We start from the raw sequence: 23628 nt of genomic DNA, 5'->3' as shown, positions 1-23628 counted from the left end.
CGACCCTGAACGCAAACATGCGGCGCCACGATGCGACCGCGGAGAGAATCCTGGAGCCCGGCACGCATCAACGCTCCAATCGTGGCATCAGCGCTTGACCAACGCGATTAGAGAAGCATTGGGACAAGACCCGCGCCGTGTTTATGCGGGCCGAAGCCCCGCAGCGGCGAGGTTGAGACAGGACTGACTGTCGGGAAAAGCACCGAACACCCGGGTTCGCCGCCCGATCTCGCGCATGATGCGCTCGATCGGGCGGCTGGGTCGCTGGATGAATTGGCCCCGTGAACTGGCGCCCATTTCGCCATAGCTTGCCCCGCGTCCCCGGTCCGCTGATAGGTCTTCACCCGGATCATGCGCCCTGCCTGCGACATGCCGCCCTCTCCCGTCCGTCATCTCTCGGGGAAGGTTACGTCAACGGGCCGGTGAAACCATGTCTGCGAACCTCACGGGTCAGGTCCAAACGATCCAGTTCTCAGGGGGCAGACCCTCGCGGGCTCCGCGATGGTGGTGGGCCGTCTCTCCGGGCGGTGGAGGGAACTCAGGCGCCGACGCCTTTCATGCCTTCCTCGGTGTAGCGGGCGCCGACGACCGGGAGCGCGACGAGGCCCTCGTCCAGTTCTCGCAGATCCGCGGCGTCGAGCCTCACGTCTATCGCGGCGGCGTTCTGGCGCAGGTAGGGGACGCGCCTGGTGCCGGGGATCGGCACGATGTCCGCGCCCTTTGCCAGCAGCCAGGCGAGCGAGAGCTGGGCCGGCGCGCAGGTCTTCCGGGCGGCGATCCGTCGGACGAGATCGACGATGCGCCTGTTGGAGGACACCGCCTCGGTCTGGAACCGGGGCAGGGTGGCGCGGAAGTCGCCGGTCTCGAACCCCGTCCCGTCCTGGAACCGGCCGGTGAGAAAACCGCGCCCGAGCGGCGAATACGCGACGAGGCCGATGCCCAGTTCGCGGCAGGCGGGCAGGACCTCAGCCTCGACCCCGCGCGACCAGAGCGAGTATTCGGTCTGCACCGCGGTCACCGGATGCACGGCATGCGCGCGCCGCAAGGTCCCGGCGCTGACCTCGCAGAGGCCGATGCGGTCGATCTTGCCTTCCTCGACCAGCCGCGAAAGGCCGCCCATTGTCTCCTCGATGTCTCGCCCCCGGTCGACGCGGTGGACGTAGTAGAGGTCGATCCGTTCGATTCCGAGCCGCCTGAGCGACGCTTCGCAGGACGCTCTCGCATAGTCCGGACTGTTGTCGAGCCGGCGCCGATACTCCCCCGGCGCGCGGACGATGCCGAACTTGGTGGCGATCTTCGGCCGGGTCCCGGCCTGCGCGAGATATGCGCCGAGCAGTTCCTCGTTGTGGAACGGCCCGTACATGTCGGCGGTATCGAGGAAGTCGATGCCCAGATCCGCCGCCTCGTGCAGCGCGCGCATCGAGGCCTCATCGTCGCGCGGGCCGTAGAACTCGCTCATTCCCATGCAGCCGAGGCCGATCGCCGAAACCTCGAAACCGCGGGCCAGTGTCCGGCGTTCCATGCCGCTCTCCCTCGTCCATTGCGTGTCGGGGGGAGACATGGCATTTCCGTTCGCAGATGAATACCGTCTGGAATGGCAACGGGGTTTCCGAAATCGGAAAGACAGACACTCTCGTCTGGGACGACATCCGGGCTTTTCTGGCCGTTTCCCGCGCCGGCACGCTCAGCGGCGCGGCGGAACGCATGGGGCTGGGGCTCGCGACGGTCTCGCGCCGGATCGAACGGCTGGAGGCGGCGCTCGGCCAGCCGCTCTTCCTGCGCCAGCAGTCGGGCTACCGGCTGACCGAGGACGGATCGGGCCTGATGGAGCGCGCGGAAGCGATGGAAGCCGCCGCAATCGCACTCGCCTCCGGGGTGCGACCGGAGGTGGCGATATCGGGCACCGTGCGACTGGCGACGGCGGAGAATCTCGCGACCGGGCTGATCCTGCCGGAGCTCTGCCGTCTCAGGGCCGAGCATCCCGGGCTCGTTCTGGAGATCGTGACCGACATCGCGACCGTCAACATCCACCGGCGCGACGCGGATATCGCGCTCCGGATGGTGAAGCCCGAGCGGGGCAACGTCTCGCTGCGACGGGTGGGGACGCTGGGCTACGGTCTCTACGGCGCGCCCGGCTACGTCGCCGCGCGGAGACCGGCCGGGGATGCGGGCGCCTTCGACGCGGATGATTTCATCGGCTGGTCCGAGGCCCAGGCCGCTCTCCCCGCCGCGCAATGGGTAGAGCGAATGCTGAGGGGCCGCGCCCCCGCGATCACGACGACCTCGCTCGCAACCCAGCTCGCCGCCTGCCGGGGCGGTCTCGGCCTCGCCGTGCTGCCGCATTTCCTGGCACGTCCCCATGAGCTGACCTGCCTCGACTCCGACCTCGGGATCGACCAGCCGATCTGGCTCGTGATCCAGTCCGATCTCGCCCAGTCGCGTCGCGTCCGCGCGGTCGCGGAGTTCCTCGGCGCGCTGGTCCGGCGGAACGGCGCGGTCCTGAGCGGTGCCGATCCGCATGCGGGCGGCGCGGCCGGCGTGCTCAGCCCTCGCCCGCGACGCGGCGCTGGGTGACGGAAGGAAGCTCGCCGAAGAGCAGGCGGTACTCGCGCGCGAACCGCCCGAAATGCCAGAAGCCCCATTCCGTCGCCGCCTCGGTGACCGTCGCGCCCGTCTTGATCGAGCGCCGCGCGCCGTTCATGCGGACCGCGCGCAGATAAGTCGCGGGCTTCGCGCCGACCGCTTCCTGGAAGCAGTATTGCAGCGTGCGCCGGCTGACGCCGAGCGCCTGGCAGATCTCCTCGACGGTCGGTACCTCCTCGGCCTCGTCGCGGGCGGCGTAGTCGCGGACATCGCGCATCAGCCTCGCCCGGCGGAGCGGCGCGAGATCCGGCGCCGGCTGGTCGGGCAGCGTGGCGTCGAGCACCGCGCGGGGCAGGGCGGCGCGCAGCTCGCGCTCCATGGCGACGAGACGCGGACCGTGCCGACCCCCGCCGCCCTCGTCGATCTCGGTGAGGACCTCGAGGCTCTCGCGGATCAGCGTCCCGAGTTCGGCGAGCTCCGCCGGCCGCGCGCGAAGCAGACCCGGACGCGCAAGGAGCGGTTCGAGCCAGGCCTGCTCCTCGTCGGCCAGCGCTCCGAAGAGCCCGGAGGAGGGAAGCACCACGCCCAGGATGTCGAGGCCGGAGGGGGAATGGAACTCGAACTCATCGCTGCCGGAGAAGAGATGCAGCCGGGCCGCGCCGCAGGCTTCGCCGCAGAAGGTCGCGGCGCCTTCGAGGACCAGCGGAACGCCGATCGCGAAGGCGTCCGGGCCGAGCGCCCCGGTCTGGCGCAGCGCCCGGCTCGTGATCTCGCGGAAGAGGTAGACCGCGTTGAGCCGCGCCTCGGTGAACAGGCCGGAAAAGGCGCCGGAGGAGAGCTGGTCGTAGCTCTGGTCCCAGCCGCGCAGGAGCGCCGACTGGTCGTCGATGTCGGTCGTGCGGACCTCGCGGACCTGCGCGCCCGTCGCCGGAGCGTCGCCGTCCGGATCGATCTTCCCGCTGTGCAAGGTCGATGCCATCGCGCCTCCCTTCCGCCTGGCCATCCCGGAATACTGCGGGACCGCCTCGCGGTCGTTCAACAGATACCGTGCATTTCCGCGCCGAATTGCCAAATCTGGCTATTGGGCAAGCACGCTCACTGCGATCCTCGCACCAGTTCCGGCGATGCGCGGCGGAACGGTGATGCAATGTGCGAATCGCGGGGTCGGCCAACGAAGCTTGGCCCGACATGGTCAGGAAACATGCAGAACGAACACATCGGAACCGTAAAGCATAACGAGCTGAGCAAGACGCTCACGACTGTTCAGCTCTGGGGAATCGCGGTCGGCCTCGTCATCTCGGGCGAGTACTTCGGCTGGAGCTACGGCTGGGGCAGCGCCGGCACGCTCGGCTTCATCATCACCACGGCGTTCGTGGCGGCGATGTACACGACCTTCATCTTCAGCTTTACCGAACTCACCACCTCGATCCCGCACGCGGGCGGACCCTTCGCCTACGCGCACGCCGGGCTCGGCGAGACCGGCGCCTATTTCGCGGGCATGGCGACGCTCATCGAATTCGTCTTCGCGCCGCCGGCCATTTCGCTCGCGATCGGGGCCTATCTCAACATCCAGTTCCCGAACATCGACCCGAAGACGGCGGCGGTCGGCGCCTATATCGTCTTCATGACGCTCAACATCGTCGGGGTCTCGATCGCCGCGACCTTCGAGCTCGTGGTGACGCTCATCGCGATCTTCGAGCTTCTGGTCTTCATGGGCGTCGTGGCGCCGGGCTTCTCCTGGGCGAACTTCACCGCCGGCGGCTGGGCCGGGGAGGATACCTTCTCGATCGGCTCGATCTCGGGCATGTTCGCGGCGATCCCGTTCGCGATCTGGTTCTTCCTCGCGATCGAGGGCGTGGCCATGGCGGCGGAGGAAGCCAAGGACCCGAAGAAGTCGATCCCGCGCGCCTATGTCGCCGGCATCCTGACGCTCGTGACGCTCGCGCTCGGCGTGATGATCTTCGCGGGCGGCGCGGGTGACTGGAGCCAGCTCGCCAATATCAACGATCCGCTGCCGCAGGCGATGCGCTACATCGTGGGCGACAGCTCCGGCTGGCTGCATATGCTGGTCTGGCTCGGGCTCTTCGGCCTCGTGGCCTCGTTCCACGGCATCATCCTCGGCTACTCGCGCCAGATCTTCGCGCTCGGCCGGGCGGGCTATCTGCCGGCCTATTTCGCCGCCGTGCATCCGAGGTTCAAGACGCCGCACCGGGCGATCATCGCCGGTGGCGTGGTCGGCATCGTCGCGATCTTCTCGGACGAGTTCATCACCATCGGCGGCCAGCCGCTGACCGCGAACATCGTGACCATGGCGGTCTTCGGCGCGATCCTGATGTACATCCTCTCCATGCTCAGCCTCTTCCGGCTCCGCAAGCTGAAGCCGAACATGGAGCGGCCGTTCCGGGCCCCGTTCTACCCCTACTTCCCGGCGTTCTCGATGGTCGGAGCCGTCGTCTGCCTGATCGCGCTGACCTACTACAACTTCACGGTGGCGGTGATCTTCGTGCTCTTCCTGCTGGCGGGCTATGTCTACTTCCGGCTGACCGCGCACCAGCGGGCCGTGGCGCCGCTCGACNGCTGACCTACTACAACTTCACGGTGGCGGTGATCTTCGTGCTCTTCCTGCTGGCGGGCTATGTCTACTTCCGGCTGACCGCGCACCAGCGGGCCGTGGCGCCGCTCGACGACCAGATCGAGGCGGAAGCCGTCTGACACCAGAGGGACCGGCCGCGTGCTGGCCGGTCCCGCCACAGGGAGCAGTCAAGATGCCGAGTTACGCGCATACGATCGCAAACGAGACCCACCGCTTCGAGACGCTCGCCGAACTCATGGCGAAGGCGACGCCGGAGCGCTCCGGCGACCGGCTGGCCGGGGTCGCGGCGGCCGACGACGAGGAACGCGCGGTGGCGCAGATGGCGCTCGCGGACCTGCCGCTGGCGACCTTTCTCGACGACCATCTCATTCCCTACGAGGCGGATGAGGTGACCCGCCTCATCATCGACGACCACGACGCGCGCGCCTTCGCGCCGGTGGCGCATCTCAGCGTCGGCGGGTTCCGCGACTGGCTGCTCTCCGATCTCGCCGACACGGCGACGCTCGGCGCGCTGGCGCCGGGGCTGACACCCGAGATGGTCGCCGCCGTGTCGAAGATCTGCCGCAACCAGGACCTGATCCTGATCGCCAGCAAATGCGAGGTGGTGACGCGGTTCCGCGACACGATCGGCCTTTCCGGCCGGCTGTCGACCCGATTGCAGCCGAACCATCCGACCGACGATCCGGGCGGGATCGCGGCGAGCCTGCTCGACGGGCTCATGTACGGCAATGGCGACGCGGTGATCGGGATCAACCCGGCGACCGACAGCCCGGCCGCGGTCGAGACGCTGGTCCGCATGCTCGACGAGGTGATCCGGACCTACGGAATACCGACGCAATCCTGCGTCCTGACGCATGTGACGACCTCGATCGAGTTGATCAACCGCGGCGTCCCCGTCGATCTCGTCTTCCAGTCGATCGCCGGGACCGAGGCGGCGAACCGGAGCTTCGGCGTCGATCTCGCCGTGCTCGCCGAGGGCCACGCGGCGGGGCTCAGCCTCGGGCGCGGCACGGTCGGCGACAATGTGATGTATTTCGAGACCGGGCAGGGCAGCGCGCTCTCGGCGAACGCGCATCATGGCGTCGATCAGCAGACGCTGGAGGCCCGCGCCTATGCCGTGGCGCGGAAGTTCCGCCCGCTGCTCGTCAACACGGTCGTGGGCTTCATCGGACCGGAGTATCTCTACGACGGCAAGCAGATCATCCGCGCCGGGCTAGAAGATCACTTCTGCGGCAAGCTCATGGGCCTGCCGATGGGCTGCGACATCTGCTACACCAACCACGCCGAGGCCGATCAGAATGATATGGATGTGCTCCTGACTCTTCTCGGGGTCGCGGGGATCACCTTCATCATGGGGATACCGGGGTCGGACGACGTGATGCTGAACTATCAGACCACCTCGTTTCACGACGCGCTCTACGCACGCAAGGTGCTGGGCCGCCGTCCGGCGCCCGAATTCGAGCACTGGCTGCGCGACACGGGCATCTTCGACCGTGACGAGCGGCGTTTGCTCGGGACCGGCCTGCCCGCGCCTTTCGCGAGGGCCATCGAGAGGATCGGCGCATGAGCGAGACGAGAACCGGCAAGCCCCCCGAGACGAGCCTCGCGAGCGACGGCGATCCCTGGAGCGGGCTGCGCGCCTATACGCCCGCGCGGATCGCGCTGGGCCGGGCGGGCACCAGTCTTCCGACACGGCCGCATCTCGAGTTCCAGCTCGCCCATGCCCGCGCGCGGACGGCGGTTCATGCCGCTCTCGGGGTGGAGGCGCTGGTGGACCGGCTGGCGCCGCTCGGGCTCGAGACGCTGGTGGTCGCGAGCGCGGCGGAGGGACGGGCGATGTATCTTCAGCGTCCGGATCTGGGGCGCCGTCTCGACGATGCCTCGCGGGATCTGCTGGCGGGCCGCGAGAAGCGGGAGGAGGGGCCGGAGGTGGTCTTCGTGATCGGCGACGGGCTCTCGGCGCTCGCGATCGAGGAGAACGCGGCGCCGTTCCTCGAGGTGATGGTGCCTGTCTTGAGCGACGCCGGCTGGCGGATCGGGCCGCTTTCGGTCGTGACCGGGGCGCGGGTCGCGATCGGCGACGAGATCGGCGCGGCGCTGGGCGCCGCGATGGTCGTCATGCTGATCGGCGAGCGGCCGGGGCTGAGCTCCCCCGACAGCCTCGGCCTCTACCTGACCGCGAACCCGCGGCCGGGGCTGACCGACGAGGCGCGCAACTGCGTCTCCAACGTCCGCGCCGCGGGGTTGAGCCACGAGGGCGCGGCGCACAAGCTCCTGTTCCTGATGACCGAGGCCCGCCGCCGCGGGCTCTCGGGCGTCAGGCTGAAGGACGAGGCCGAAGTGCTCGCGGACGGCCGGCCGAAAGCGGGGAACTTCCTGCTCGGGTAGGGCGGATCGGGGTCCGCCTACTGGAGAGCGGCGACGCGGCGCAGGCCGAGCTGGTAGCCGAGCGTGCCGCAGCCCACCACGATCCCGTCCGCGCGGAGCGAGATGTAGGAATGGTGCCGGAAACTCTCGCGCTTGTGGACGTTCGAGATATGCACCTCGATCACCGTGCCCTCGAAGGCGTTCAGCGCGTCGAGGATCGCGACCGAGGTATGGGTGAAGGCGCCGGGGTTGATGACGATCCCGGTCGCATCCTCCCGCGCCTCGTGGATCCAGTCCACGACCTGCCCCTCCCAGTTCGACTGCAGGAAGCGGACGCTGAGCCCGATTTCGTTCGCGAGCGCCACGCAGTCCCGTTCGACATCGGCGAGCGTCTCGTGCCCGTAGATATGCGGCTGCCGCTTGCCGAGCAGGTTCAGGTTGGGGCCGTTCAGGACGTAGACGAGGTTCGACATGGCAGTTCCCGGTTCCGAAGAGCCGCGAGGACGCGCGGCATCCTCCCAGTTAACCGCTCGCGTTCCTTGCGTCACCCGTTTCGCGCAACGGCCCGGTGCGTCGCCCAGGCATCGGAGTGACGCGGGCCATTCGCATGGGACAGTCAGCGATGGCCTTGGCTCCTTCGCGGCTGGGTCATGACGGAGCCATGAACCCGTCTGGCGCTTCAGGACGCTGGCCGCGAGACCGAGCCGGGGGCCAGGAAGGTCTCGATCGCCGCGGTCGCCTGGCGGAAGCCGGTCGTGTCTGGAAGGAAGATGTGGTTGTCGTCATCGAGAATGACGATCTCGGCATTCGGCATGTTCGCCGCCAGCCGCAGCCCTTCCGCCACCGCGACCGATCGGTCGCCGCGTGAATGCAGGAGCAGCGTGGGCGCCGCGACCTGCCGCGCGATCTCCTCGATGTCGATCCCGACCATCAGATCGAGGTTGGCGAGGATCGCCGCCGCGTCGCAGGCGCGGCCCTGCATCTCGTCGAATTCGCGGGCGATCTCCGGGCCGCAATCGGGGATCAGCCGCGCGGTGAAGAACCGCCGGTACTCCGGGTTGGGGTCGTTCCATCCCGCCTCGATCAGCGCCTTGCTGGCCGCGTATTTCGGCCGTTCGGCCTCGTCCTCCGTGACGAGCCAGCCGCGCCCGAACCCGCCCCGGCCGATGATGCCGAGCACCCGGTCGGGATAGCGGTGCGCGAAGGCGATCGAGAAGGCGACGCCCTGTGACGGGCCGAAGAGGTAGAACCGCTCGATCCCGGCCGCGTCGGCGACGGCGCGCATGTCCTCCACCATGTCCTCGATGCTGAGCTCGCCCCGCACACGATCCGACAGGCTGGTCCCACGCTGGTCGAAGCGCACGAGCCGGACCCGCTCGCCGAGCCAGCGGTAGAAGGGCGTGAAGATCAGGCTCCGCGCCTCCAGCTCGATGTTGGAGATCCAGCTCGGAGCCTTGAGCATCGGCGGCCCGGTCCCGTTCGCCGTCCAGGCCAGCCGGACGCCATCGGCCGAGGTCGCGAAACGGATCGGCGCGTCGTCGAGCGGCGGCGGATCGGCGGACGGCTCCGGATCGGGCACGGGTTCCGCGGAGCCCGGCGCGTTCAGCCGGTAGCCGAACCTCGGTAGGGTCTGCAGGATGCCCCGTCCGTCCGCGCCGAGCGCGCGGCGGATATCGGCGACGCATTGGGTCAGGCTGCCCTCCTCGACGGAGACATCTCCCCAGATCGCATCCATGAGGTCGCCCTTCGAGCGCGCCGTGCCCGGCGTCCGCGCCAGTTCGGCCAGCAACCGCGCCGATTGCGGCCGGAGCGCGCTTTCCTCGCCGGAGACCCGGCGCAGCACGCCGCTCAGCCGGTCAAACGACGCGACACCCAGATCGATCTCGTCCAAGGCGCACCTCCACCCGCCGCCGCGCCGCGCTCTCGGAAGATTTCAGAAAATCTTCACATGCCTTTCAGGACGGCAGGCGGCGAGGCCCTCACAATAGCGGCCGTCAGGATAGGGCATTCGCCCGAACGAAACAAATGGATGAGGCCATCATGACCAGACAAACCGAAGTCATTCTCGCCTCTGCGCTCGCCGTCACTCTCGCCGCGCCGGCGCTGGCGGCGGATGAAATGTCCGTGGGCGACGTCTCGCTCCCCTACGTGAGCGCGGGCGAAGGCACGCCGGTGGTCTTCGTGCACGGCGCGATCAGCGACATGCGGGTCTGGGAGCCCTACCAGCCGATGATCTCGGACGACCGCCGTTTCGTCGCCTATACGCAGCGTTACTTCGGGACGGGCGAATGGCCCGAGGACAGGTCGGACTTTCAGGTCGCGACCCATGTCGCCGATCTGATCGCCGTGGTCGAAGGTCTCGACGCGGGTCCGGTCGATCTCGTCACCTGGTCCTACAGCGGCGAGGTCGGGGTGCGCGCGATGCTCGCGCGGCCGGAGCTCTTCCGCTCGGCGGTGCATTTCGAGCCGACGCTCTACTGGCTGGCCGCCGGGACCCCCGGCTGGGACAACGCGACGCGCACGATGTTCGCAGGTTTCGGCCCGGCGATGCAGGCCGTCGATGAGGATCGGGGAGAGGACGCCGCGCTGCGCTTCATCGAGGTCGTGTTCAATCTCGAAGAAGGTGCCGCCGTCGGCGAGGCGGCGGAGGAGATCTGGCGCCAGAACGGCCATACGGTCGCGCCCTATCTCGCCATGGACCCGGGCGACCTCTTCGACTGCGCCACGCTCTCGGCGGTGACGGCGCCGACGCTCGTCGTTCAGGGGGAGCAGTCGCATACGCGTTTCTCGATGATGGCCGAGCGCACCGCCTCCTGCCTGCCGAACGCGCTGATCGTCACCCAGCCGGGCGTCAACCACGACGGACCCTACCGGCAGCCGGAGGTGTTCGGCGGGATGATCGAGGATTTCCTGTCGCTGGTGGATTGAGCCCTCGGGTCGGCAGGCCCGGCCTCCGGCTCAGGACTCCCCCATCAACTCCGTGATCGGGATCAGCGTGCCATCAGGGCGCTGGACCTTGATGCTCTCGATCGGCAGTTCCGCGATCAGCCGTTGCGCGGGCGTGAGGCTCTCGGCCTTCGACGAGTTCCAGAGCGCCTTGGCGGCCTCGATCGCCTTGATGACGGTCGTCGCGCCAGCGGCGACGGTCACGACCCGCGGACCGTGGGTCACGATCGCGTCGAGGATGAGCGAGAGCGTGGCACTGGCGCGCTCGGCGCTGACGCTCACCTCGGGGTCCGTCAGGTCCGCCTCCGCCGCCAGCGCGCTTCGCAGAAGCTCCGCCGCTTCCTCGGCGACTTCGGGTTCTGTGCCGGGCGGCAGGACGGCCTCGGCCAGTATGGAGTGTTCCATCAGGTTGCTCCGCTGTCGTTCAGGGCGAGAACCGCGGGCGAGAACGCGGTCAGGCAATAGGGCGCCCAGACGTAAGGACTTCGTTGGTAGCGCTTGAGGCCCGGTGTCGCAAGATAGGCGCGCACAGCCCTGTGGAGCGCCTCGGCGGGCCGTGCCCCGCCCGAAAGCGCCCCGCCCGCCAGCGCCTCGAACAGGTGTTCGGTGATCAGCGCTGCGGCGGTGTCGTCGGCTTGCCAGAGCGTGCCGAGAACCGACTCGGCGCCCGCGAGCAGGAAGGCCGACTGGAGGCCGTAGAGCGCATCGGCGGGCAGCGTCTCGATCCCTTCGAGGCGGGTGGCGCGGCGGCCGGAGAAACAGGCCGTCGCCACGACCAGCCGCGCGCTGAGCGGCAGGCAGGCCAGGTCGATACCGTCGATGATCCCGTCGGGGAAGGCGAGCCAGGCCTCCATCGGCGCGCGGGCGAGCGACGCGTCGGCTACGTCCCGGCCATGCAGGGCGAAGAAGACGATGCCCGCCGCGCGGAGCCTCGGGTCGGTGAGGAAGGCCGCGCGCGTGGCCGCGTCGCCTACGAGGGAGGCGGCGCCGGGAAAATGCGCGGCGGCGCCCGAGGTCTGCGCCTCGGCGCGCGCGAGATCGATGAGCGGGCTTCCCCCGTCGAGCGTGACGGTCGTCTTCCGGGCGCCAACCCCGAAGAACCCCGCCCCGGGCCTGTCCCCGCGCGCCGGGCGGGTGAGCACGGTCAGATTGGGCACCGTCGCGACGGGCCGCCCGAGGACGAGCGGGTGCCCTCCGAGCGGCAGGGCGGTCCAGGGCAGCCCGTGCAGGTCGCGGTGCGGTGCGATCACGATCTCGGAAGCGGCTTCGAGGGCGGGGCGCATCTCCGCTGGCAGCAGGATCTCGGCCAGCCGTTCGAGCTGGCCGGGCAGCTCCCGGTTCAGTTTCGCGGGCTCGGTCGCCGCCGCGAGGCAGGCGCCAAAATCCGGAAATTCGCCGAGCAGGCGTCTGGTCCGGATCAGCTCGCGCGCGGTGACGAGCGTGATGTCGAGCACCCCCGGCGCCATGTAGAAGAGGCTGAGCACCGCGGTCCCGTCGAGCCTCGCGCGGAGCGCGTCGAGGTCGAAATCGGGCCGGGCGCGCGGCCGCGCGATCATCAGCTCGTCCCAGGCGAGGCGGCGCTCGACCCTGAGCCGCGCGGCGACCGACGGGTCGCGCTCGGCGCGGAGCCGGTCGGAGAGCGCCGCGACCTCGCAGCGGAGCGTGTCGGTGGCGGGGCCAGCGAGCGGCGGTCCGTGGATCTCGAAGGCGCGCAGGCGCTCCATCAGCCGGAGCCGTTCGGCATCGTCTCCCGCCTGGCCCGCGTAATGCATGGCGAGACCATAGGGCATGACCTTGTCGGACATGAAGGCCGAGGGGAGGTAGGCGGCGTTCAGCTTTGCGCGCCGATCCTCGATCCGGTCGATGAGCGGGCGAAGGTCGGCGCGCTTGGTCCGCTGGTCCCTGACCGGATCGGGCATCAGCGCCAGGCCAAGGACCGCGTGAATCTCCTGGGTCAGGTCGTCGGCCGCGCGGGCGCGCTCGGCCGCGGCGAGATAGCCCGTGACGGCGCGGGGCGCGTTGCCAAGCTCGGCGCGCATCTCCGCCGCGAGCGTCAGCGCCCGCGCCGCGAGCGCCGGCTGGAGCCGCGCCGCCGCCGCCAGCGCCTCCAGTTCGGTGGCGAGCGGTTCAGAGGCTCCCTCCAGTTCCGCGCGCGCGTCGAGCGCGGCGAATTCGCGGACCGGCCCGGGGTCGCGCGGGCGGAACATGGGGTGGGCGTCGGACAGCCCGCGGGGTGCCTGCCCGGGCCCGCGGTCGAAATCCGGGTCCGGCACCCCGCCCATTTGCGAGATGCGGTTCGCGGCGATGTCCATCAGCTCGGGCAGCCATTCCATGACCGCGTCGTGCCCCGCCGCCCGATCGGCCCCCTCCAACCGCAGGATGCTCGCGCGTTTCAGGAGCGCGAGAGCGATGCTCATGAAACGGCGGTGGCGCTCGACACGGGTCGGCTGGCCGATCCCGAACGGTGTCACGGAGAGCGCGGTCACCGCGTCCAGCAAGGCTTGCGGCTTGGCGGTTTCCGGGGTCGGGAGACCCGCCTCGGCGAGGGTCGCCGCCGTGTCACGGGCCACCTGGCGGGCGGCCTCGACATCGCCGATACCCTGGTAGAGGTCGGCGAGCGTCATGAGAAGCGCGACCCTCTCGCAGGTGCCGAGATCGCCGAGGCGATGGCGCACCAGCGGGATCAGGCGGGTCAGCGCCCGGTCCGGGTTGCGCCGGCCGAAGCGGTCCACATAGGCGATGATGGCGGGAAAGAGCTGGCCCCCCGTGACGGCGGAGCGGTCGCGCAGTTCGACGATGGCCCAGAAGGCCACCTCGGCCTCGTCATGACGGCCGCCCGCGGCGCAGGCCCGCCCCCGCGCCGCCTCGATCAACGCGGCGTAGTCCTCGACGTCGATCCGCTTGCGCCGCGACGCCGGTTGCCCGACCCCCTCGAGGAGCCTCCGTGCCCGGCCAAGCACATCGAGCGCGGTGTCGGGCGCCATCGCCTCCTGCGCGGAGGCTTCGCGGATCAGCTGATCGACGCCGAGCAGTACCTTCGTGACCCGGGCCTCCTCCGCCGTGTCGAGGCCGTCGGTTCCGTCGAGGAACCGGCTCGACAGCCGATGGAGATAGGTCACCGCCGCGGGCGGCGATGCCTGGATCAGCGCGCGCTGCCTCAGCCTGAGATTGACCTGCGAGGCGACATCCGCCGTCTCCGGCGCGGGCACGTCCTCGCCGGCGAGAAGCCGTTCGACGATCCCGGCCGCCTCGGCGCTCGCCGGACGGAACAGCCGGTCGAAATTGGTCCAGTCGATGTCCGTCGCGCTTATCTGATCTGCTCTGGAAGACATTTTCTGAGTGTCTTGCGATGAGCCAAATCCCGTCTCCACATCGAGAGAGACATGGTCAATAGATGTCAGGCATATATATGACGAAGTATCATATTATGCTCGATAAGATGACGTGAATAGAGCGATTCGATCAGGATGTCACTCACCAATTTGTCGCACTTCTCTTGGCTCACGCCTTGAGACAGCCACATCCGAAGCACCGCCTCCCCCGGAACCGGGCTCCTCATCCGGCATCGATCACCCACGCGCCGGCGGATCGGGGCGCGAGACCGGTCCGCTGCTCACCGCGGCATCTTCGCGATCCGGGTTACCACCGCGCGGTCGTCGAGATAGCCGGTGACGCCGTGGCGGTTGCCGGTGTCGTTGTCGAGCCCGGCGTCGTTCTCGATCGACGGCGACGTCGGGAAGTAGGTGTCGTCGAGCGGATTGAGCGCCACGATGCTCCGGCTCGCTATAGGCGGCGCGAAGCGCGTCGGAGAGCAGCGGCGAGAACTCGGCGCCGCGAAGCGGCGCGCGGATGAGGTCCACCTTGCAGACGTTATTGCTCAGTTCCGCGAGATTGGGAAAGTCCGGGACTGGGCTAAGCTGCTGCAAGCTCAGCGCCCCGCTGACATCCCGGCAGGCATCCGAGACGAAGACCACGTTCGGAACGCCGCGGACCTCCGCGAGATCCATCGAGCTGTTCACGCTGACGGCGGCGCGACGTTTCATGAAACACGCATGCGAAGGTGTAAATGAGAACAGTATAGCAGACCGAACCGTCCCTCCCAAGCAGCCCCGTCATGGTATCCGCGGTGTCGCGCGGAGGGCCGGGAGCCGATCGTTAAGCTCGCGGAACGTGTCGCGATGCGCTATTCGATCTCCGCGCTCGGAACCAAGCCCGGCGCCGGTGCTTTATATCGAACAAAAACACGGATCGAAGGAGGGTTGAGTGAAACAGATCATGCTGCAGGCCGAGGGCGGGCTGGACGCGCTTCGACTCGAGGACGTCGCCACCGCTCCGGACCCGGGGCCCGGGCAGGTTCGCATCCGGGTTCATGCGAGTTCGCTCAACTTTCACGACTATCTCGTGGCCAGCATCCCGGGATTTCTCTCGACCCCCCGGATACCGATGTCGGACGGCGCCGGCGTCGTCGAGGCGGTGGGCGAGGGCGTGAGCGAATTCGCGGTCGGCGACAGCGTGGTCTCGCATTTCTTCCCCGGCTGGATCGACGGGCCCGATGGTCCGAGCAACTTCTCCACCACGCCGGGCGACGGGGTCGACGGCTATGCCCGGGAGCTCGTGACCGTGCCCGCCTTCTGGGTGACGCGCTCGCCCGCCGGCTGGTCGCATGAGGAAGCCGCCACGATCACGACCGCCGGGGTGACGGCCTGGCGCGCGCTGGTCGTGAACGGCGGGCTGCGGGCCGGTGATACCGTCGCGGTCCTCGGGACCGGCGGCGTCTCGATCTACGCGCTCCAGCTTGCCAAGGCGATGGGCGCGCGGGTCATCGCGACCTCCTCGTCGGACGAGAAGCTCGAACGGGTCAAGGAACTCGGCGCGGACGCGGTGATCAACTACCGCTCCAACGAGAACTGGGGCGCGGAGATCCGGCGCCTGACCGATGGCCGGGGCGCCGATCACGTGGTCGAGGTGGGCGGACCCGCGACGCTCGCGCAATCCATCACCGCCGCGCGCGACAACGGCCATATCGCGCTGATCGGCGTGCTGACCGGGATGGGCGGCGAGGTTCCGACCGCGCAGCTCATGGCGCAACAGCAGCGGCTTCAGGGCCTGATCGTCGGCAGCCGCCGCCACCAGGAAGACTTCGTCGTGGCGCTCGAAGCCACCGGCATCCGTCCGGTCATCGACCGAAGCTTCCCGCTCGACGACCTCCGGGGCGCCTTCGAGTTCCAGGCGAGCGGCGGCCATTTCGGCAAGATCGGCCTGACGATCTAGGCCCTCAGTCCGCGCGGGGTGCGCGGGGCCGGACGAGCATCGGCCCGTATTCCGAGAGGCACAGCAGGAAGGCCGCGATGAAGAGCGCCGCCGCCGCTTCGAGAAGGCGCGGCGCTCCGAGAAGATCCGCCGCCGGGCGCGCCAGCGCGGCGGCGAAGAGGCAGGCATAGGCCGCCGTGGTGCGAACCGTGGCCGTCAGTGGTCGCCCGGTATGCCCCCGCGTCGCCCTGGTCATCACGGCGAGCATCATTCCCGCCATGCCGCCGACCATCATCACATGCATGGCGGCCGCCGGCGGCATGAGCCCGGCCCCGCCCGCCGCCATGGCGAGGAAGCCCAGTCCGACGAAGCCGAAGGCGACGTGGAGGACGAGGAGCAGCGGCTCGCGCCAGGTCGCGGCGCCCCGCCACCGGGCCATCCGCAAGGCGACGATGGCGAGGCCCGCGAGACCCGCGGCCACCGCGACCGGCCCTTCGGGGACGAAGACCCAGAGCGCGAGCGCGACGAGCGAGAGCAGGATCGAGATCCCGTCGCCCCGGTTGAACGGCACCGGCAGCCGCGTTTCCCCGCGCGCCGCCAGCCAGTTGCGCGTGAAGCTCGGGACGATCCGGCCGCCGATGATCATCACCAGCAGCGCGTAGCCGGCCACGCCGGCCCGCGCGGCGAGCCCCGGCGCGCCGGTCAGCAGGACCTCGGCGTGGAAGCCGATGTTCGCGACGGTGATGAGGGCGACGCCGCCGAGCACCTTCAGCTCGCTCCACTTTCCGCCCGCGATCAGCTCCCGCGCGCAGGCGGCGAGCAGCGCCGGCAGGAACAGCGCGTCGATGGCGACGGCCGCGGTCACGCCGATCCATCCCGCGCCCAGCATCGCGACGCGTCCCGCGAGCCAGAGTCCCGCGAGCGCGGCGAGCGGCCTGCCGGAAAGCGGCATCTTACCCGTCCAGTTCGGGATCGCCGTCATCAGGAACCCGGCCAGCACCGCCGCGCCGAAGCCGAACAGCATCTCGTGGCCATGCCAGGCGACCGCGCCGTAGTCGCCGCCGACCGGCAGCCCCGTGGCGAGCGCCGCGATCCAGAGCGCCATGGCAAGCGGGGCGAAGATCCCGGCGCCGAGAAAGAACGGCCGGAAGCCGTAGGAGAAGAGGGCAGGGCCGTCCCGGCGGAGCCCGCGGGGGATGCCGCGGCCGACACCGGCCCGTCGGGAACTTTGCCTTGGCTGCGCGGCGGTCATGATCTCCTCCGTATCCTCGCCCGTGGTCATCCTTGCCTCGGCCCTGGGGCGCGCGCTAGGACGCGCGGCTGAAGCGGCCGCCCTCCGCGAGATAGGCGTCGAAGGCGCTAGCGATGATGCGGGCGAGCGGCGCGGCTTCGGGGCGGATGGCGAGGCGCGTGGCGCTGGCGGTGACGAGATCACCGAACCGCGCGGCGACCTCGGCGACGATGGGACGCAGGCTCTCCGCGCCCTCGCCGAGCGCGGCGAGGTCGAGACGGAAATCGCAGAGCAATGCCTCAATGGCCCGCGCGCGCAGGCGGTCGTCCGCGCTCAGCGCATGGCCGCGGACGCCGGGAAGGTCCCCAGCGGCCAGCCGCTTCTGCCAGGCCTGGGCCGCGGGCGCGTTCTGGACATAGCCCTGCTCGAAACGCGAGATCGAGGAGGCGCCGAGGCCGATGAGCACCGGGCAGTCGTCCTCGGTGTAGCCCTGGAAGTTCCGGCGCAACCGGCCCGCGCGGGCCGCCGTGTCGAGCGCGTCTCCCGGCCGCGCGAAATGGTCGATCCCGATCCGGCGATAGCCCGCGGCGGCGAACCGGTCGGCGGCGAGCGTCGCGAGGCGGAACCGGTCGAGATCGCCGGGCAGCGTCGTCTCGTCGATCAGCCGCTGCCGCTTGGAGACCCAGGGCACATGCGCGTAGCCGAAGATCGCGACACGATCGGGTGCGAGGGCGAGAACCTGTTCGACCGTGGCCGCGAGCCGGGCTTCCGTCTGGCGCGGCAGGCCGTAGACGAGATCCGCGTTGAGCGAGGCGATGCCGGCGGCGCGGAGATCGGCGATCGCGCGGGCGGTGGCCTCGGGGCTCTGGAGACGGCCGATGGCGCGCTGAACGAGAGGATCGAAATCCTGAATCCCGAGGCTCGCGCGCGTCAGGCCCTCGGCCGCCAGCGCCTCGATCTTCGCGCGATCCACCAGCGTCGGATCGATCTCGACCGAGAAATCGAATGCCTCCGCCGGGGGGATGGCGGCGCGGATCGCGGCGGCGAGCCGATGGATGAGCGCGGGCGGCAGGATCGTCGGTGTCCCGCCGCCCCAGTGCAGCCGGCCCATGCGGACACCGGGCGGCAGGCGGCGCGCGACCAGCGCGAGTTCGGATTCGAGCGCCGCGACATAGGCTTCGACCGGGGCGAGGGTCTTCGTGCCCTGCGTATGGCAGGCGCAGAACCAGCACAGGCGCTCGCAGAACGGGATATGGACGTAGACCGAGACCGGAGCGCCCGGGGCGACCCGGCGGAGGCAGTCGGCCTGGAAGTCGGCGCCGGTCGCGGGCGAGAAATTGGGCGCGGTCGGATAGCTGGTGTACCGGGGCACGCGGCTGTCGAAGAGGCCGAACTGACGAAGGCGGGCGATCTGGTCCATGCGCCGCGTTTCGCATGCTCCGCCGCCCGCGGTCCTTGCGCCGGATCAAGTTGCACGCGGAGTTGCGCGCGGGAGGCGGGCCCCGCTCAGAGCGGGAATGGCGACACGCCGATCAGCGATCCATGGGCCATGAGCGCCGCGAGCCAGAGGGCGAGCCCGACGAGCGCGCGCCGCGCGAGGCCCGGCAGGGCGCGGCGGCGCCAGTCAGGATCGCCGAGCGGCGCGAGCGAGAGCGGCGCAGTGTTCCGGAAGAACGCTTTCGCCTCCCCGGGTGTCAGTTCGCGACGCGCGCGCCGGTCGGCGACCCGCATGGCCGCGAGCGCCATGGCGAGGAAGCCGCCGAAGAGCAGCGCGTGCGCGAGATCGCCGTTCGCCACGAGATGCGCGCCGGACCAGAGTGCCAGCGCGAGCAGGAGCGGATGGCGGGTGACGGCGGCGAGGCCGGGATCGCTCGGATCGAACCGCGCGGCCCCGCGCCCTCCGAGCGTGAAGGGCTGGGCCATGCCGATCCCGGCGGTGGCGAGCACGAAGGCGAGGGGCATGGCGATGTTCGGCAGCCAGCGCGTCCAGGGTGGCGCGGGCCAGAGCGCGACATGGGGCGCGTTCGCCGCCGCCACGATCAGCCAGCCGAGGATGACGAGCGAGAGCAGGCCGTAACCTGTAAAATACACGCGGCGCCCGTAGCGGGCGATCAGCGCCTCGCGGAGACCGGTGACCGCCGGCAGGTAATGCGAGGCGACGAAGACGAGAAACGCGGCGGCGAAGGGCAGCCAGGTCACCGCCTCTCCGCCTCGGCGATCAGCCGGCGGATATGGCGCGCAAAGATCCCGGCGGCCGGCAATCCGAGGATCAGTCCGCCGACGACGGCGTAGGCCGGCCCCGGTACGGCCAGGCCGATCCAGCTCAGGATCAGGAAGACGAAATAGAGGTTCACCGCCGCCGCGCCCGCCGCGAACGGATAGATCGCGGCGGTCAGCCGCCAGCCCGGGTTCAGCGGCGGCTGACCAGCCATTGCGCGGCTCCGAGCGCGAGGACGAGGCCGAGCGAGGCGAGCGCGTAGGAGATCGCCGCGGTGCCGGTCTCGCCCTCGGGCACCGGCCGCTCGAAGGTCGCGGCGAGGAGCGGCGCCGGGGTGAATGCGAGGAGGAAGCAGAGCATCCGCATGATTCAGGTCTCCATCGTCAGGGTCTGATAGATCCCGGGCAGCGCGCGGGCAAGCCGTGCCGGGTCGGGCAGGAGCGTGAAGCCGCCCCGGCCGAAGATGCGGGCGAACCAGTCCTGCCCGTCGGCGTCGACGATGACGCCATGCACCACCTGCCCGAGCGCGCGGGCCTCGCGCACCGCCATCCGGCTGTCCTCGATGCCGTGGACGCCTTCGTAATGGTCGAGGTCGTTCGGCTTGCCGTCGGTCAGCACGAGCAAGAGGCGCCGGGCCGCCGTCTCCCGCGCCAGCATCGCCGAGGCATGGCGGATCGCGGCGCCGAGCCGGGTGTAATGGCCGGGGCGGAAGCCGCCGAGGCGCGCGATGACCTCATGCGACATCGGCTCGTCGAAGGCCTTGGCGCGGGTCAGGAACACCCGGTCGCGGCGGAGCGAGGCGAAGCCCCAGAGCCCGAGCCGGTCGCCAGCCGTGCCGATCCCCGCCATGAGCGCCGCGACGGCGTGCCGGGCCGTGTCGATGACCGCGCGGTCGCCGACCGTGGCCTCCGTCGAGCGCGAGCAGTCCATGAGGATCGCGACCGAGAGATCCCGCGCGCTGGCGCGGGAGGATTGCCAGATCCGGTCGCTCCCCGTCGCACCCGCCCGGATCGCCACCCGGCTCGCCACCGCGGCGTCGAGATCGAGGTCGGCGCCGTCGATCTGGCGCGAGAGCAGCACACGGCGCGGGTGCAGTGGCTCGAACTGGCGCCGGACCCGGGCGACGAGGCGCGGGTCGGACGTGAAACCCGCTTCCGGCACGCCTTCGGCTTCGAGCACGCGGACGTGATCCTCCATGTAGGACCGGGCGCGGTGGTTCCACTCGGGATAGGTGAAGCGCCCGGCCAGCCGCTCGTGCTCGGCGTCGCGGGGCGAGAGGTCGAGAGAGAGCCGCAGCCGCGAGGCGGCGCGGCGGATCTGGTCGGAGAGCGTGATGTGATCCTGATCCTCGGCGGCCTTCTGGGCATTCTCCGCGTCGTCGTCGTCCGTCGTCCGGTTGATGTTCAGGCTCTCCGCCCACGACATGATCGCCTCGAAGCGATGAATGATGAAACTGTCTTTGCGGTTCGCCTGATCCCGCTCCTCGCGCTTTCCCGTCTTGCGGGTCGTGGTCGGAACGCTCGGGCCGTTGCCCTCGTCGCCATCGGGCACCGGCTCGCCCGCCGCGTCGTGGCGGATCAGCCGGGGCCAGATCGCCACCGGCGCGTAGGTGCGGTAGCCGCGCGGCGCGCGCCGCGCGGTCGCGGGAATCGTTCCGCCGTCGAGCAGCGCGCGGACGGCGCGTTCCACCTCGGCCTCGGCGCGCGGCAGGATGGGGCGGCGGCGTGTCACGCCGACATGCCGGGACATCGCCGCCTGGGCCTTGCGCAGGCCGGGGCACCGTTCGAGCGCGGCGCGCGTCGCGGCGGCGAGCGCCGCGAGTTCGGCCAGGTCGGCGCGGAGCGGATCGTCCTCGGGCCCGTGTTCGATCCCGTGTTCAGGTTCGGGAAGGACCACGCTGGCCGCCACCGCCGACAGCCAGAGATAGGCGGCGCGGTTCAGCTCCCGCTCCGGGAAGGCGTCGATCACCGGGGGCAGGCGCAGCCGGTCGCCGCTGAAATCCGCCACATGGACAAGCTCGCGCACCGCTCCGACGCGAAGCTCGGCGCGGTGGCCCGGAACGGCGGCGGGCGCGGGCAGGATCTCGGCCGAGGGCGACCCGCCCAGCGCGCGAAAGAGCGTGGTGACGCTCGGCCGCATGGCGTCGAAGCCGACCGCGGCGCCCGCGTGCGCGCTCTCCGCCCGCCGGCTGGCCCAGCCGTGCCAGAGGTTGCCGACCGTCTCTTCCGGCTCCAGGAGGTCGAGCGGATGGATCATCGCGTCAGCCGTAGACCGAGGCCGCGAGATCGCGCAGCGCCTGCTGCGTATCCGGATCGTCGGAGAGCGGCGCGACGATGGCGGCCTCCAGCGCCCGCTCGACCGCCATGCCGCCCGCGATCAGCGTCCCCGCGTAGACGAGGAGCCGCGTCGAGACGCCTTCCTCGAGATCCATGCCCGAGAGCTTGCGGATATGTCCGGCGAGCCGGACCAGCGCCCCCGCCCGCGCGGCGTCGAGCCCGGTCTCCGCGGCGAGAACCGCCGTCTCGGTCGCCGGATCGGGAAAATCGAAGCCGATCGAGACGAAGCGCTGCCGGGTCGAGGGTTTCAGCTTCTTCAGGATCGACTGGTAGCCGGGGTTGTAGCTCGCGACCAGCATGAAGGACCGGGGCGCCGCGAGTTCCTCGCCGGTCCGGTCGATCAGGAGGCGACGGCGGTCGTCGGTCAGCGGGTGCAGCACGACCGTCACATCCTTGCGCGCCTCCACCACCTCGTCGAGATAGCAGATCCCGCCCGCGCGCACCGCGCGGGTGAGCGGCCCGTCCACCCATTCGGTCTCGCCGCCCCTGAGCAGGTAGCGGCCGATCAGATCCGCCGCCGAGAGGTCGTCATGGCAGGCGACGGTGAAGAGCGGCAGGCCGAGCCGCGCGGCCATGTGCTCGACGAAGCGGGTCTTGCCGCAGCCGGTCGGTCCCTTCAGGAGCAGGGGCAGGCCCGCGCGGTGCGCCGCCTCGAAGACGGCGCATTCGTCCGCGACGGGCCGGTAGAACGGAGCGGCGACGGGTGCCTGGACGTTCATCTCACTCTCCCGCGCATCTCAATCTTCCCGGCATCTCACTCTCCCGGAACGGCCACCGGGCCGGGCTTGATCACCTCGCGGCGGGTGACGAACTGGCTGTAGATGAAGAGAAGCGCGCCGATCACGACCGCGAGCCCGGCGCCGAAGCGCATCAGGTAGAAGAGCGCGAGTTCGTCCTGCACCTCCATGAAGTACATCCCCATGACACGCTGCAGATGGGTCTGGATGACGCCCGCGAAGGTGAGCGTGAAGGTCATGAACGCCATCCCGCTCGTCATCAGCCAGAAGGAGGCCATGTTCAGCACCTGATTATAGGGATCGCGGCCGCGCAGCACCGGCATCGCATAGGTGATCATCGCGAGGTTCAGCATCACATAGGCGCCATAAAAGGCGAGATGCCCGTGCGCCGCCGTCACCTGGGTGCCGTGGGTGTAGTAGTTGACGCCGTGCAGCGTGTGCAGGAACCCCCAGACGCCCGCGCCGAAGAAGGCGACCACCGAACAGCCGAGCGACCAGAGCAGCGCCGCCTTGTTCGGATGGTTCTTGCGCCCCTTCCAGACCATGATGAAGGCGAAACTCATCATCGCGAAGAACGGCGCCACCTCGAAGATCGAGAAGATCGTGCCGGTCCACTGCCAGTAGCTCGGCGTGCCGATCCAGAGATAGTGGTGGCCGGTGCCGAGAATGCCGGAGAAGAGCGCGCAGGAGACGATGACATAGAGCCATTTCTCGACCACCTCGCGGTCGACGCCAGTCAGCTTCAGCATCAGGAAGCCGAGGATCGCGGCCATCACCAGTTCCCAGGTCGCCTCGACCCAGAGATGCACGACGAACCACCAGTAGAGCTTGTCGAGGGCGAGGTTGTCCGGATTGATGAAGGCGAAGATCCAAAGCAGCGACAGGAGCCAGAGGCCGAGCAGCAGGATGTTGGTGATCGTGGTCTTGCGGCCCATCAGCGCGGTCATGGAGACGTTGACGAGGAAGATCACCGCTGCGACGAGGATGCCGACCTTGACCCAGAGCGGCTGTTCGAGGAACTCGCGCCCGCCATGGATGCCGGCGAGATAGCTCACGACCGCGCCGAGCGTGCCGACGACGAGGATCGCGAGCTGAAGATAGGCGAGGGGGACCGAGAAGAGTTCGCGCTCGGTCTCCTCGGGCAGCAGGTAGTAGGTCCCGCCGAAGAAGCCGAGCAGCAGCCAGACGATCAGCGCGTTGGTGTGGATCATCCGCACGATGTTGAAGGGCAGCACCTCGGAGAGCGTGTTCGGCGAGACATAGATCCAGCCGGCGAGCAGCCCGCCGAGCACCTGGATCGCGAAAAGCGCCATCGCCACGGCGAAATAGGCGAGCGCGACCTTCTGGGACTGGTACTTCATCGCTTT

The 23628-nt window shown here is 69.7% G+C and carries 21 protein-coding genes; 6 read left to right on the top strand and 15 right to left on the bottom strand.

What is annotated here, in order from left to right; all coding sequences use genetic code 11:
• Nucleotides 1–538: 538 nt before the first annotated feature.
• Nucleotides 539–1522, bottom strand: coding sequence for an aldo/keto reductase (locus ACLJK8_RS15965; protein ID WP_413151340.1), 984 nt, complete (start codon nucleotides 1520–1522; stop codon nucleotides 539–541).
• A 56-nt stretch (nucleotides 1523–1578) separates the two neighbouring features.
• Between ACLJK8_RS15965 and ACLJK8_RS15960 the strand changes: the two genes are divergently transcribed.
• On the top strand, nucleotides 1579–2574 hold the full coding sequence (locus tag ACLJK8_RS15960) for a LysR family transcriptional regulator (RefSeq protein ID WP_413151339.1): 996 nt from the start codon (nucleotides 1579–1581) through the stop codon (nucleotides 2572–2574).
• Here ACLJK8_RS15960 and ACLJK8_RS15955 read toward each other — a convergent pair.
• On the bottom strand, nucleotides 2543–3562 hold the full coding sequence (locus ACLJK8_RS15955) for a helix-turn-helix domain-containing protein (RefSeq protein WP_413151338.1): 1020 nt from the start codon (nucleotides 3560–3562) through the stop codon (nucleotides 2543–2545). The genes ACLJK8_RS15960 and ACLJK8_RS15955 overlap by 32 nt on opposite strands.
• Before the next feature lie 222 nt (nucleotides 3563–3784).
• On the opposite strand from ACLJK8_RS15955, the gene eat reads away from it, so the two are divergent.
• The 3 genes from eat (at nucleotide 3785) to eutC (ending at nucleotide 7564) form a co-directional block, all read left to right on the top strand.
• The gene (gene eat / locus ACLJK8_RS15950) at nucleotides 3785–5164 is read left to right on the top strand and encodes an ethanolamine permease (RefSeq protein ID WP_413151337.1); all 1380 of its coding nucleotides are present in this window, start codon (nucleotides 3785–3787) and stop codon (nucleotides 5162–5164) included.
• 184 nt (nucleotides 5165–5348) lie between these two features.
• Nucleotides 5349–6743: an ethanolamine ammonia-lyase subunit EutB gene (locus ACLJK8_RS15945; protein ID WP_413151336.1), complete on the top strand. Its 1395-nt coding sequence runs from the start codon at nucleotides 5349–5351 to the stop codon at nucleotides 6741–6743.
• Complete coding sequence (gene eutC, locus ACLJK8_RS15940; RefSeq protein ID WP_413151335.1) at nucleotides 6740–7564, top strand: ethanolamine ammonia-lyase subunit EutC; 825 nt, start codon at nucleotides 6740–6742, stop codon at nucleotides 7562–7564. The genes ACLJK8_RS15945 and eutC overlap by 4 nt, the downstream gene beginning before the upstream one ends.
• Before the next feature lie 17 nt (nucleotides 7565–7581).
• Here the strand turns inward: eutC and aroQ are convergent, their stop codons facing one another.
• Entirely contained in the window at nucleotides 7582–8016 is a 435-nt protein-coding gene (gene aroQ, locus ACLJK8_RS15935; RefSeq protein ID WP_413151334.1) for a type II 3-dehydroquinate dehydratase, read from the bottom strand.
• A gap of 206 nt (nucleotides 8017–8222) precedes the next feature.
• A complete protein-coding gene (locus ACLJK8_RS15930) occupies nucleotides 8223–9434 on the bottom strand; it encodes an alpha/beta fold hydrolase (RefSeq protein ID WP_413151333.1) in 1212 nt (403 codons plus the stop codon).
• A 149-nt stretch (nucleotides 9435–9583) separates the two neighbouring features.
• On the opposite strand from ACLJK8_RS15930, the gene ACLJK8_RS15925 reads away from it, so the two are divergent.
• Nucleotides 9584–10471, top strand: coding sequence for an alpha/beta fold hydrolase (locus ACLJK8_RS15925; protein ID WP_413151332.1), 888 nt, complete (start codon nucleotides 9584–9586; stop codon nucleotides 10469–10471).
• A 30-nt stretch (nucleotides 10472–10501) separates the two neighbouring features.
• Here the strand turns inward: ACLJK8_RS15925 and ACLJK8_RS15920 are convergent, their stop codons facing one another.
• From ACLJK8_RS15920 to ACLJK8_RS15910, 3 genes are all read right to left on the bottom strand, one after another.
• Nucleotides 10502–10894 carry a hypothetical protein gene (locus ACLJK8_RS15920; protein WP_413151331.1) on the bottom strand — a complete coding sequence of 131 codons (393 nt, stop codon included), beginning with the start codon at nucleotides 10892–10894 and terminating at the stop codon, nucleotides 10502–10504.
• Nucleotides 10894–13821: a CHAT domain-containing protein gene (locus ACLJK8_RS15915; RefSeq protein ID WP_413151330.1), complete on the bottom strand. Its 2928-nt coding sequence runs from the start codon at nucleotides 13819–13821 to the stop codon at nucleotides 10894–10896. Before ACLJK8_RS15915 ends, ACLJK8_RS15920 begins: the two co-directional genes overlap by 1 nt.
• Nucleotides 13822–14102: 281 nt before the next feature.
• Nucleotides 14103–14258 (bottom strand): hypothetical protein, encoded by a 156-nt coding sequence (locus ACLJK8_RS15910; protein WP_413151329.1) that lies wholly within the window; start codon nucleotides 14256–14258, stop codon nucleotides 14103–14105.
• A 494-nt stretch (nucleotides 14259–14752) separates the two neighbouring features.
• Here ACLJK8_RS15910 and ACLJK8_RS15905 point away from each other — a divergent pair, with 494 nt between their 5' ends.
• Nucleotides 14753–15760: a zinc-dependent alcohol dehydrogenase family protein gene (locus ACLJK8_RS15905; RefSeq protein WP_413151328.1), complete on the top strand. Its 1008-nt coding sequence runs from the start codon at nucleotides 14753–14755 to the stop codon at nucleotides 15758–15760.
• 4 nt (nucleotides 15761–15764) lie between these two features.
• On the opposite strand, the gene ACLJK8_RS15900 is transcribed toward ACLJK8_RS15905, so the two are convergent.
• From ACLJK8_RS15900 to ACLJK8_RS15865, 8 genes are all read right to left on the bottom strand, one after another.
• The gene (locus tag ACLJK8_RS15900) at nucleotides 15765–17021 is read right to left on the bottom strand and encodes an NnrS family protein (RefSeq protein ID WP_413151327.1); all 1257 of its coding nucleotides are present in this window, start codon (nucleotides 17019–17021) and stop codon (nucleotides 15765–15767) included.
• Nucleotides 17022–17046: 25 nt separating this feature from the next.
• Nucleotides 17047–18390: an oxygen-independent coproporphyrinogen III oxidase gene (hemN, locus tag ACLJK8_RS15895; RefSeq protein ID WP_413151326.1), complete on the bottom strand. Its 1344-nt coding sequence runs from the start codon at nucleotides 18388–18390 to the stop codon at nucleotides 17047–17049.
• Between the two features lie 86 nt (nucleotides 18391–18476).
• Nucleotides 18477–19169, bottom strand: a complete 693-nt coding sequence (locus ACLJK8_RS15890; protein ID WP_413151325.1) for an NnrU family protein — start codon at nucleotides 19167–19169, stop codon at nucleotides 18477–18479.
• Nucleotides 19166–19402 (bottom strand): NnrT protein, encoded by a 237-nt coding sequence (locus tag ACLJK8_RS15885; RefSeq protein ID WP_413151324.1) that lies wholly within the window; start codon nucleotides 19400–19402, stop codon nucleotides 19166–19168. Before ACLJK8_RS15885 ends, ACLJK8_RS15890 begins: the two co-directional genes overlap by 4 nt.
• Nucleotides 19381–19554 (bottom strand): hypothetical protein, encoded by a 174-nt coding sequence (locus ACLJK8_RS15880; RefSeq protein WP_413151323.1) that lies wholly within the window; start codon nucleotides 19552–19554, stop codon nucleotides 19381–19383. Before ACLJK8_RS15880 ends, ACLJK8_RS15885 begins: the two co-directional genes overlap by 22 nt.
• Nucleotides 19555–19557: 3 nt before the next feature.
• On the bottom strand, nucleotides 19558–21444 hold the full coding sequence (locus ACLJK8_RS15875; protein ID WP_413151322.1) for a nitric oxide reductase activation protein NorD: 1887 nt from the start codon (nucleotides 21442–21444) through the stop codon (nucleotides 19558–19560).
• Between the two features lie 4 nt (nucleotides 21445–21448).
• Nucleotides 21449–22243, bottom strand: a complete 795-nt coding sequence (locus tag ACLJK8_RS15870; RefSeq protein WP_413151321.1) for a CbbQ/NirQ/NorQ/GpvN family protein — start codon at nucleotides 22241–22243, stop codon at nucleotides 21449–21451.
• Nucleotides 22244–22278: 35 nt separating this feature from the next.
• Complete coding sequence (locus ACLJK8_RS15865) at nucleotides 22279–23622, bottom strand: cbb3-type cytochrome c oxidase subunit I (RefSeq protein WP_413151320.1); 1344 nt, start codon at nucleotides 23620–23622, stop codon at nucleotides 22279–22281.
• Nucleotides 23623–23628: the final 6 nt, after the last annotated feature.

The sequence above is a fragment of the Amaricoccus sp. W119 genome (assembly GCF_047275745.1).
Taxonomy (GTDB): domain Bacteria; phylum Pseudomonadota; class Alphaproteobacteria; order Rhodobacterales; family Rhodobacteraceae; genus Amaricoccus.
This window is presented reverse-complemented; position numbering and strand designations above follow the sequence as displayed.

Bases quoted from the DNA above. Each gene is read 5' to 3' on its own strand.
- aroQ (WP_413151334.1), bottom strand. From the start codon at position 8,016: ATGTCGAACCTCGTCTACGTCCTGAACGGCCCCAACCTGAACCTGCTC.
- ACLJK8_RS15885 (WP_413151324.1), bottom strand. From the start codon at position 19,402: ATGGCTGGTCAGCCGCCGCTGAACCCGGGCTGGCGGCTGACCGCCGCG.
- ACLJK8_RS15870 (WP_413151321.1), bottom strand. From the start codon at position 22,243: ATGAACGTCCAGGCACCCGTCGCCGCTCCGTTCTACCGGCCCGTCGCG.
- ACLJK8_RS15915 (WP_413151330.1), bottom strand. From the start codon at position 13,821: ATGTCTTCCAGAGCAGATCAGATAAGCGCGACGGACATCGACTGGACC.
- ACLJK8_RS15945 (WP_413151336.1), top strand. From the start codon at position 5,349: ATGCCGAGTTACGCGCATACGATCGCAAACGAGACCCACCGCTTCGAG.
- ACLJK8_RS15865 (WP_413151320.1), bottom strand. From the start codon at position 23,622: ATGAAGTACCAGTCCCAGAAGGTCGCGCTCGCCTATTTCGCCGTGGCG.
- ACLJK8_RS15925 (WP_413151332.1), top strand. From the start codon at position 9,584: ATGACCAGACAAACCGAAGTCATTCTCGCCTCTGCGCTCGCCGTCACT.
- ACLJK8_RS15920 (WP_413151331.1), bottom strand. From the start codon at position 10,894: ATGGAACACTCCATACTGGCCGAGGCCGTCCTGCCGCCCGGCACAGAA.
- eutC (WP_413151335.1), top strand. From the start codon at position 6,740: ATGAGCGAGACGAGAACCGGCAAGCCCCCCGAGACGAGCCTCGCGAGC.
- ACLJK8_RS15875 (WP_413151322.1), bottom strand. From the start codon at position 21,444: ATGATCCATCCGCTCGACCTCCTGGAGCCGGAAGAGACGGTCGGCAAC.
- ACLJK8_RS15955 (WP_413151338.1), bottom strand. From the start codon at position 3,562: ATGGCATCGACCTTGCACAGCGGGAAGATCGATCCGGACGGCGACGCT.
- ACLJK8_RS15960 (WP_413151339.1), top strand. From the start codon at position 1,579: ATGAATACCGTCTGGAATGGCAACGGGGTTTCCGAAATCGGAAAGACA.
- ACLJK8_RS15900 (WP_413151327.1), bottom strand. From the start codon at position 17,021: ATGACCACGGGCGAGGATACGGAGGAGATCATGACCGCCGCGCAGCCA.
- hemN (WP_413151326.1), bottom strand. From the start codon at position 18,390: ATGGACCAGATCGCCCGCCTTCGTCAGTTCGGCCTCTTCGACAGCCGC.
- ACLJK8_RS15965 (WP_413151340.1), bottom strand. From the start codon at position 1,522: ATGGAACGCCGGACACTGGCCCGCGGTTTCGAGGTTTCGGCGATCGGC.
- ACLJK8_RS15880 (WP_413151323.1), bottom strand. From the start codon at position 19,554: ATGCGGATGCTCTGCTTCCTCCTCGCATTCACCCCGGCGCCGCTCCTC.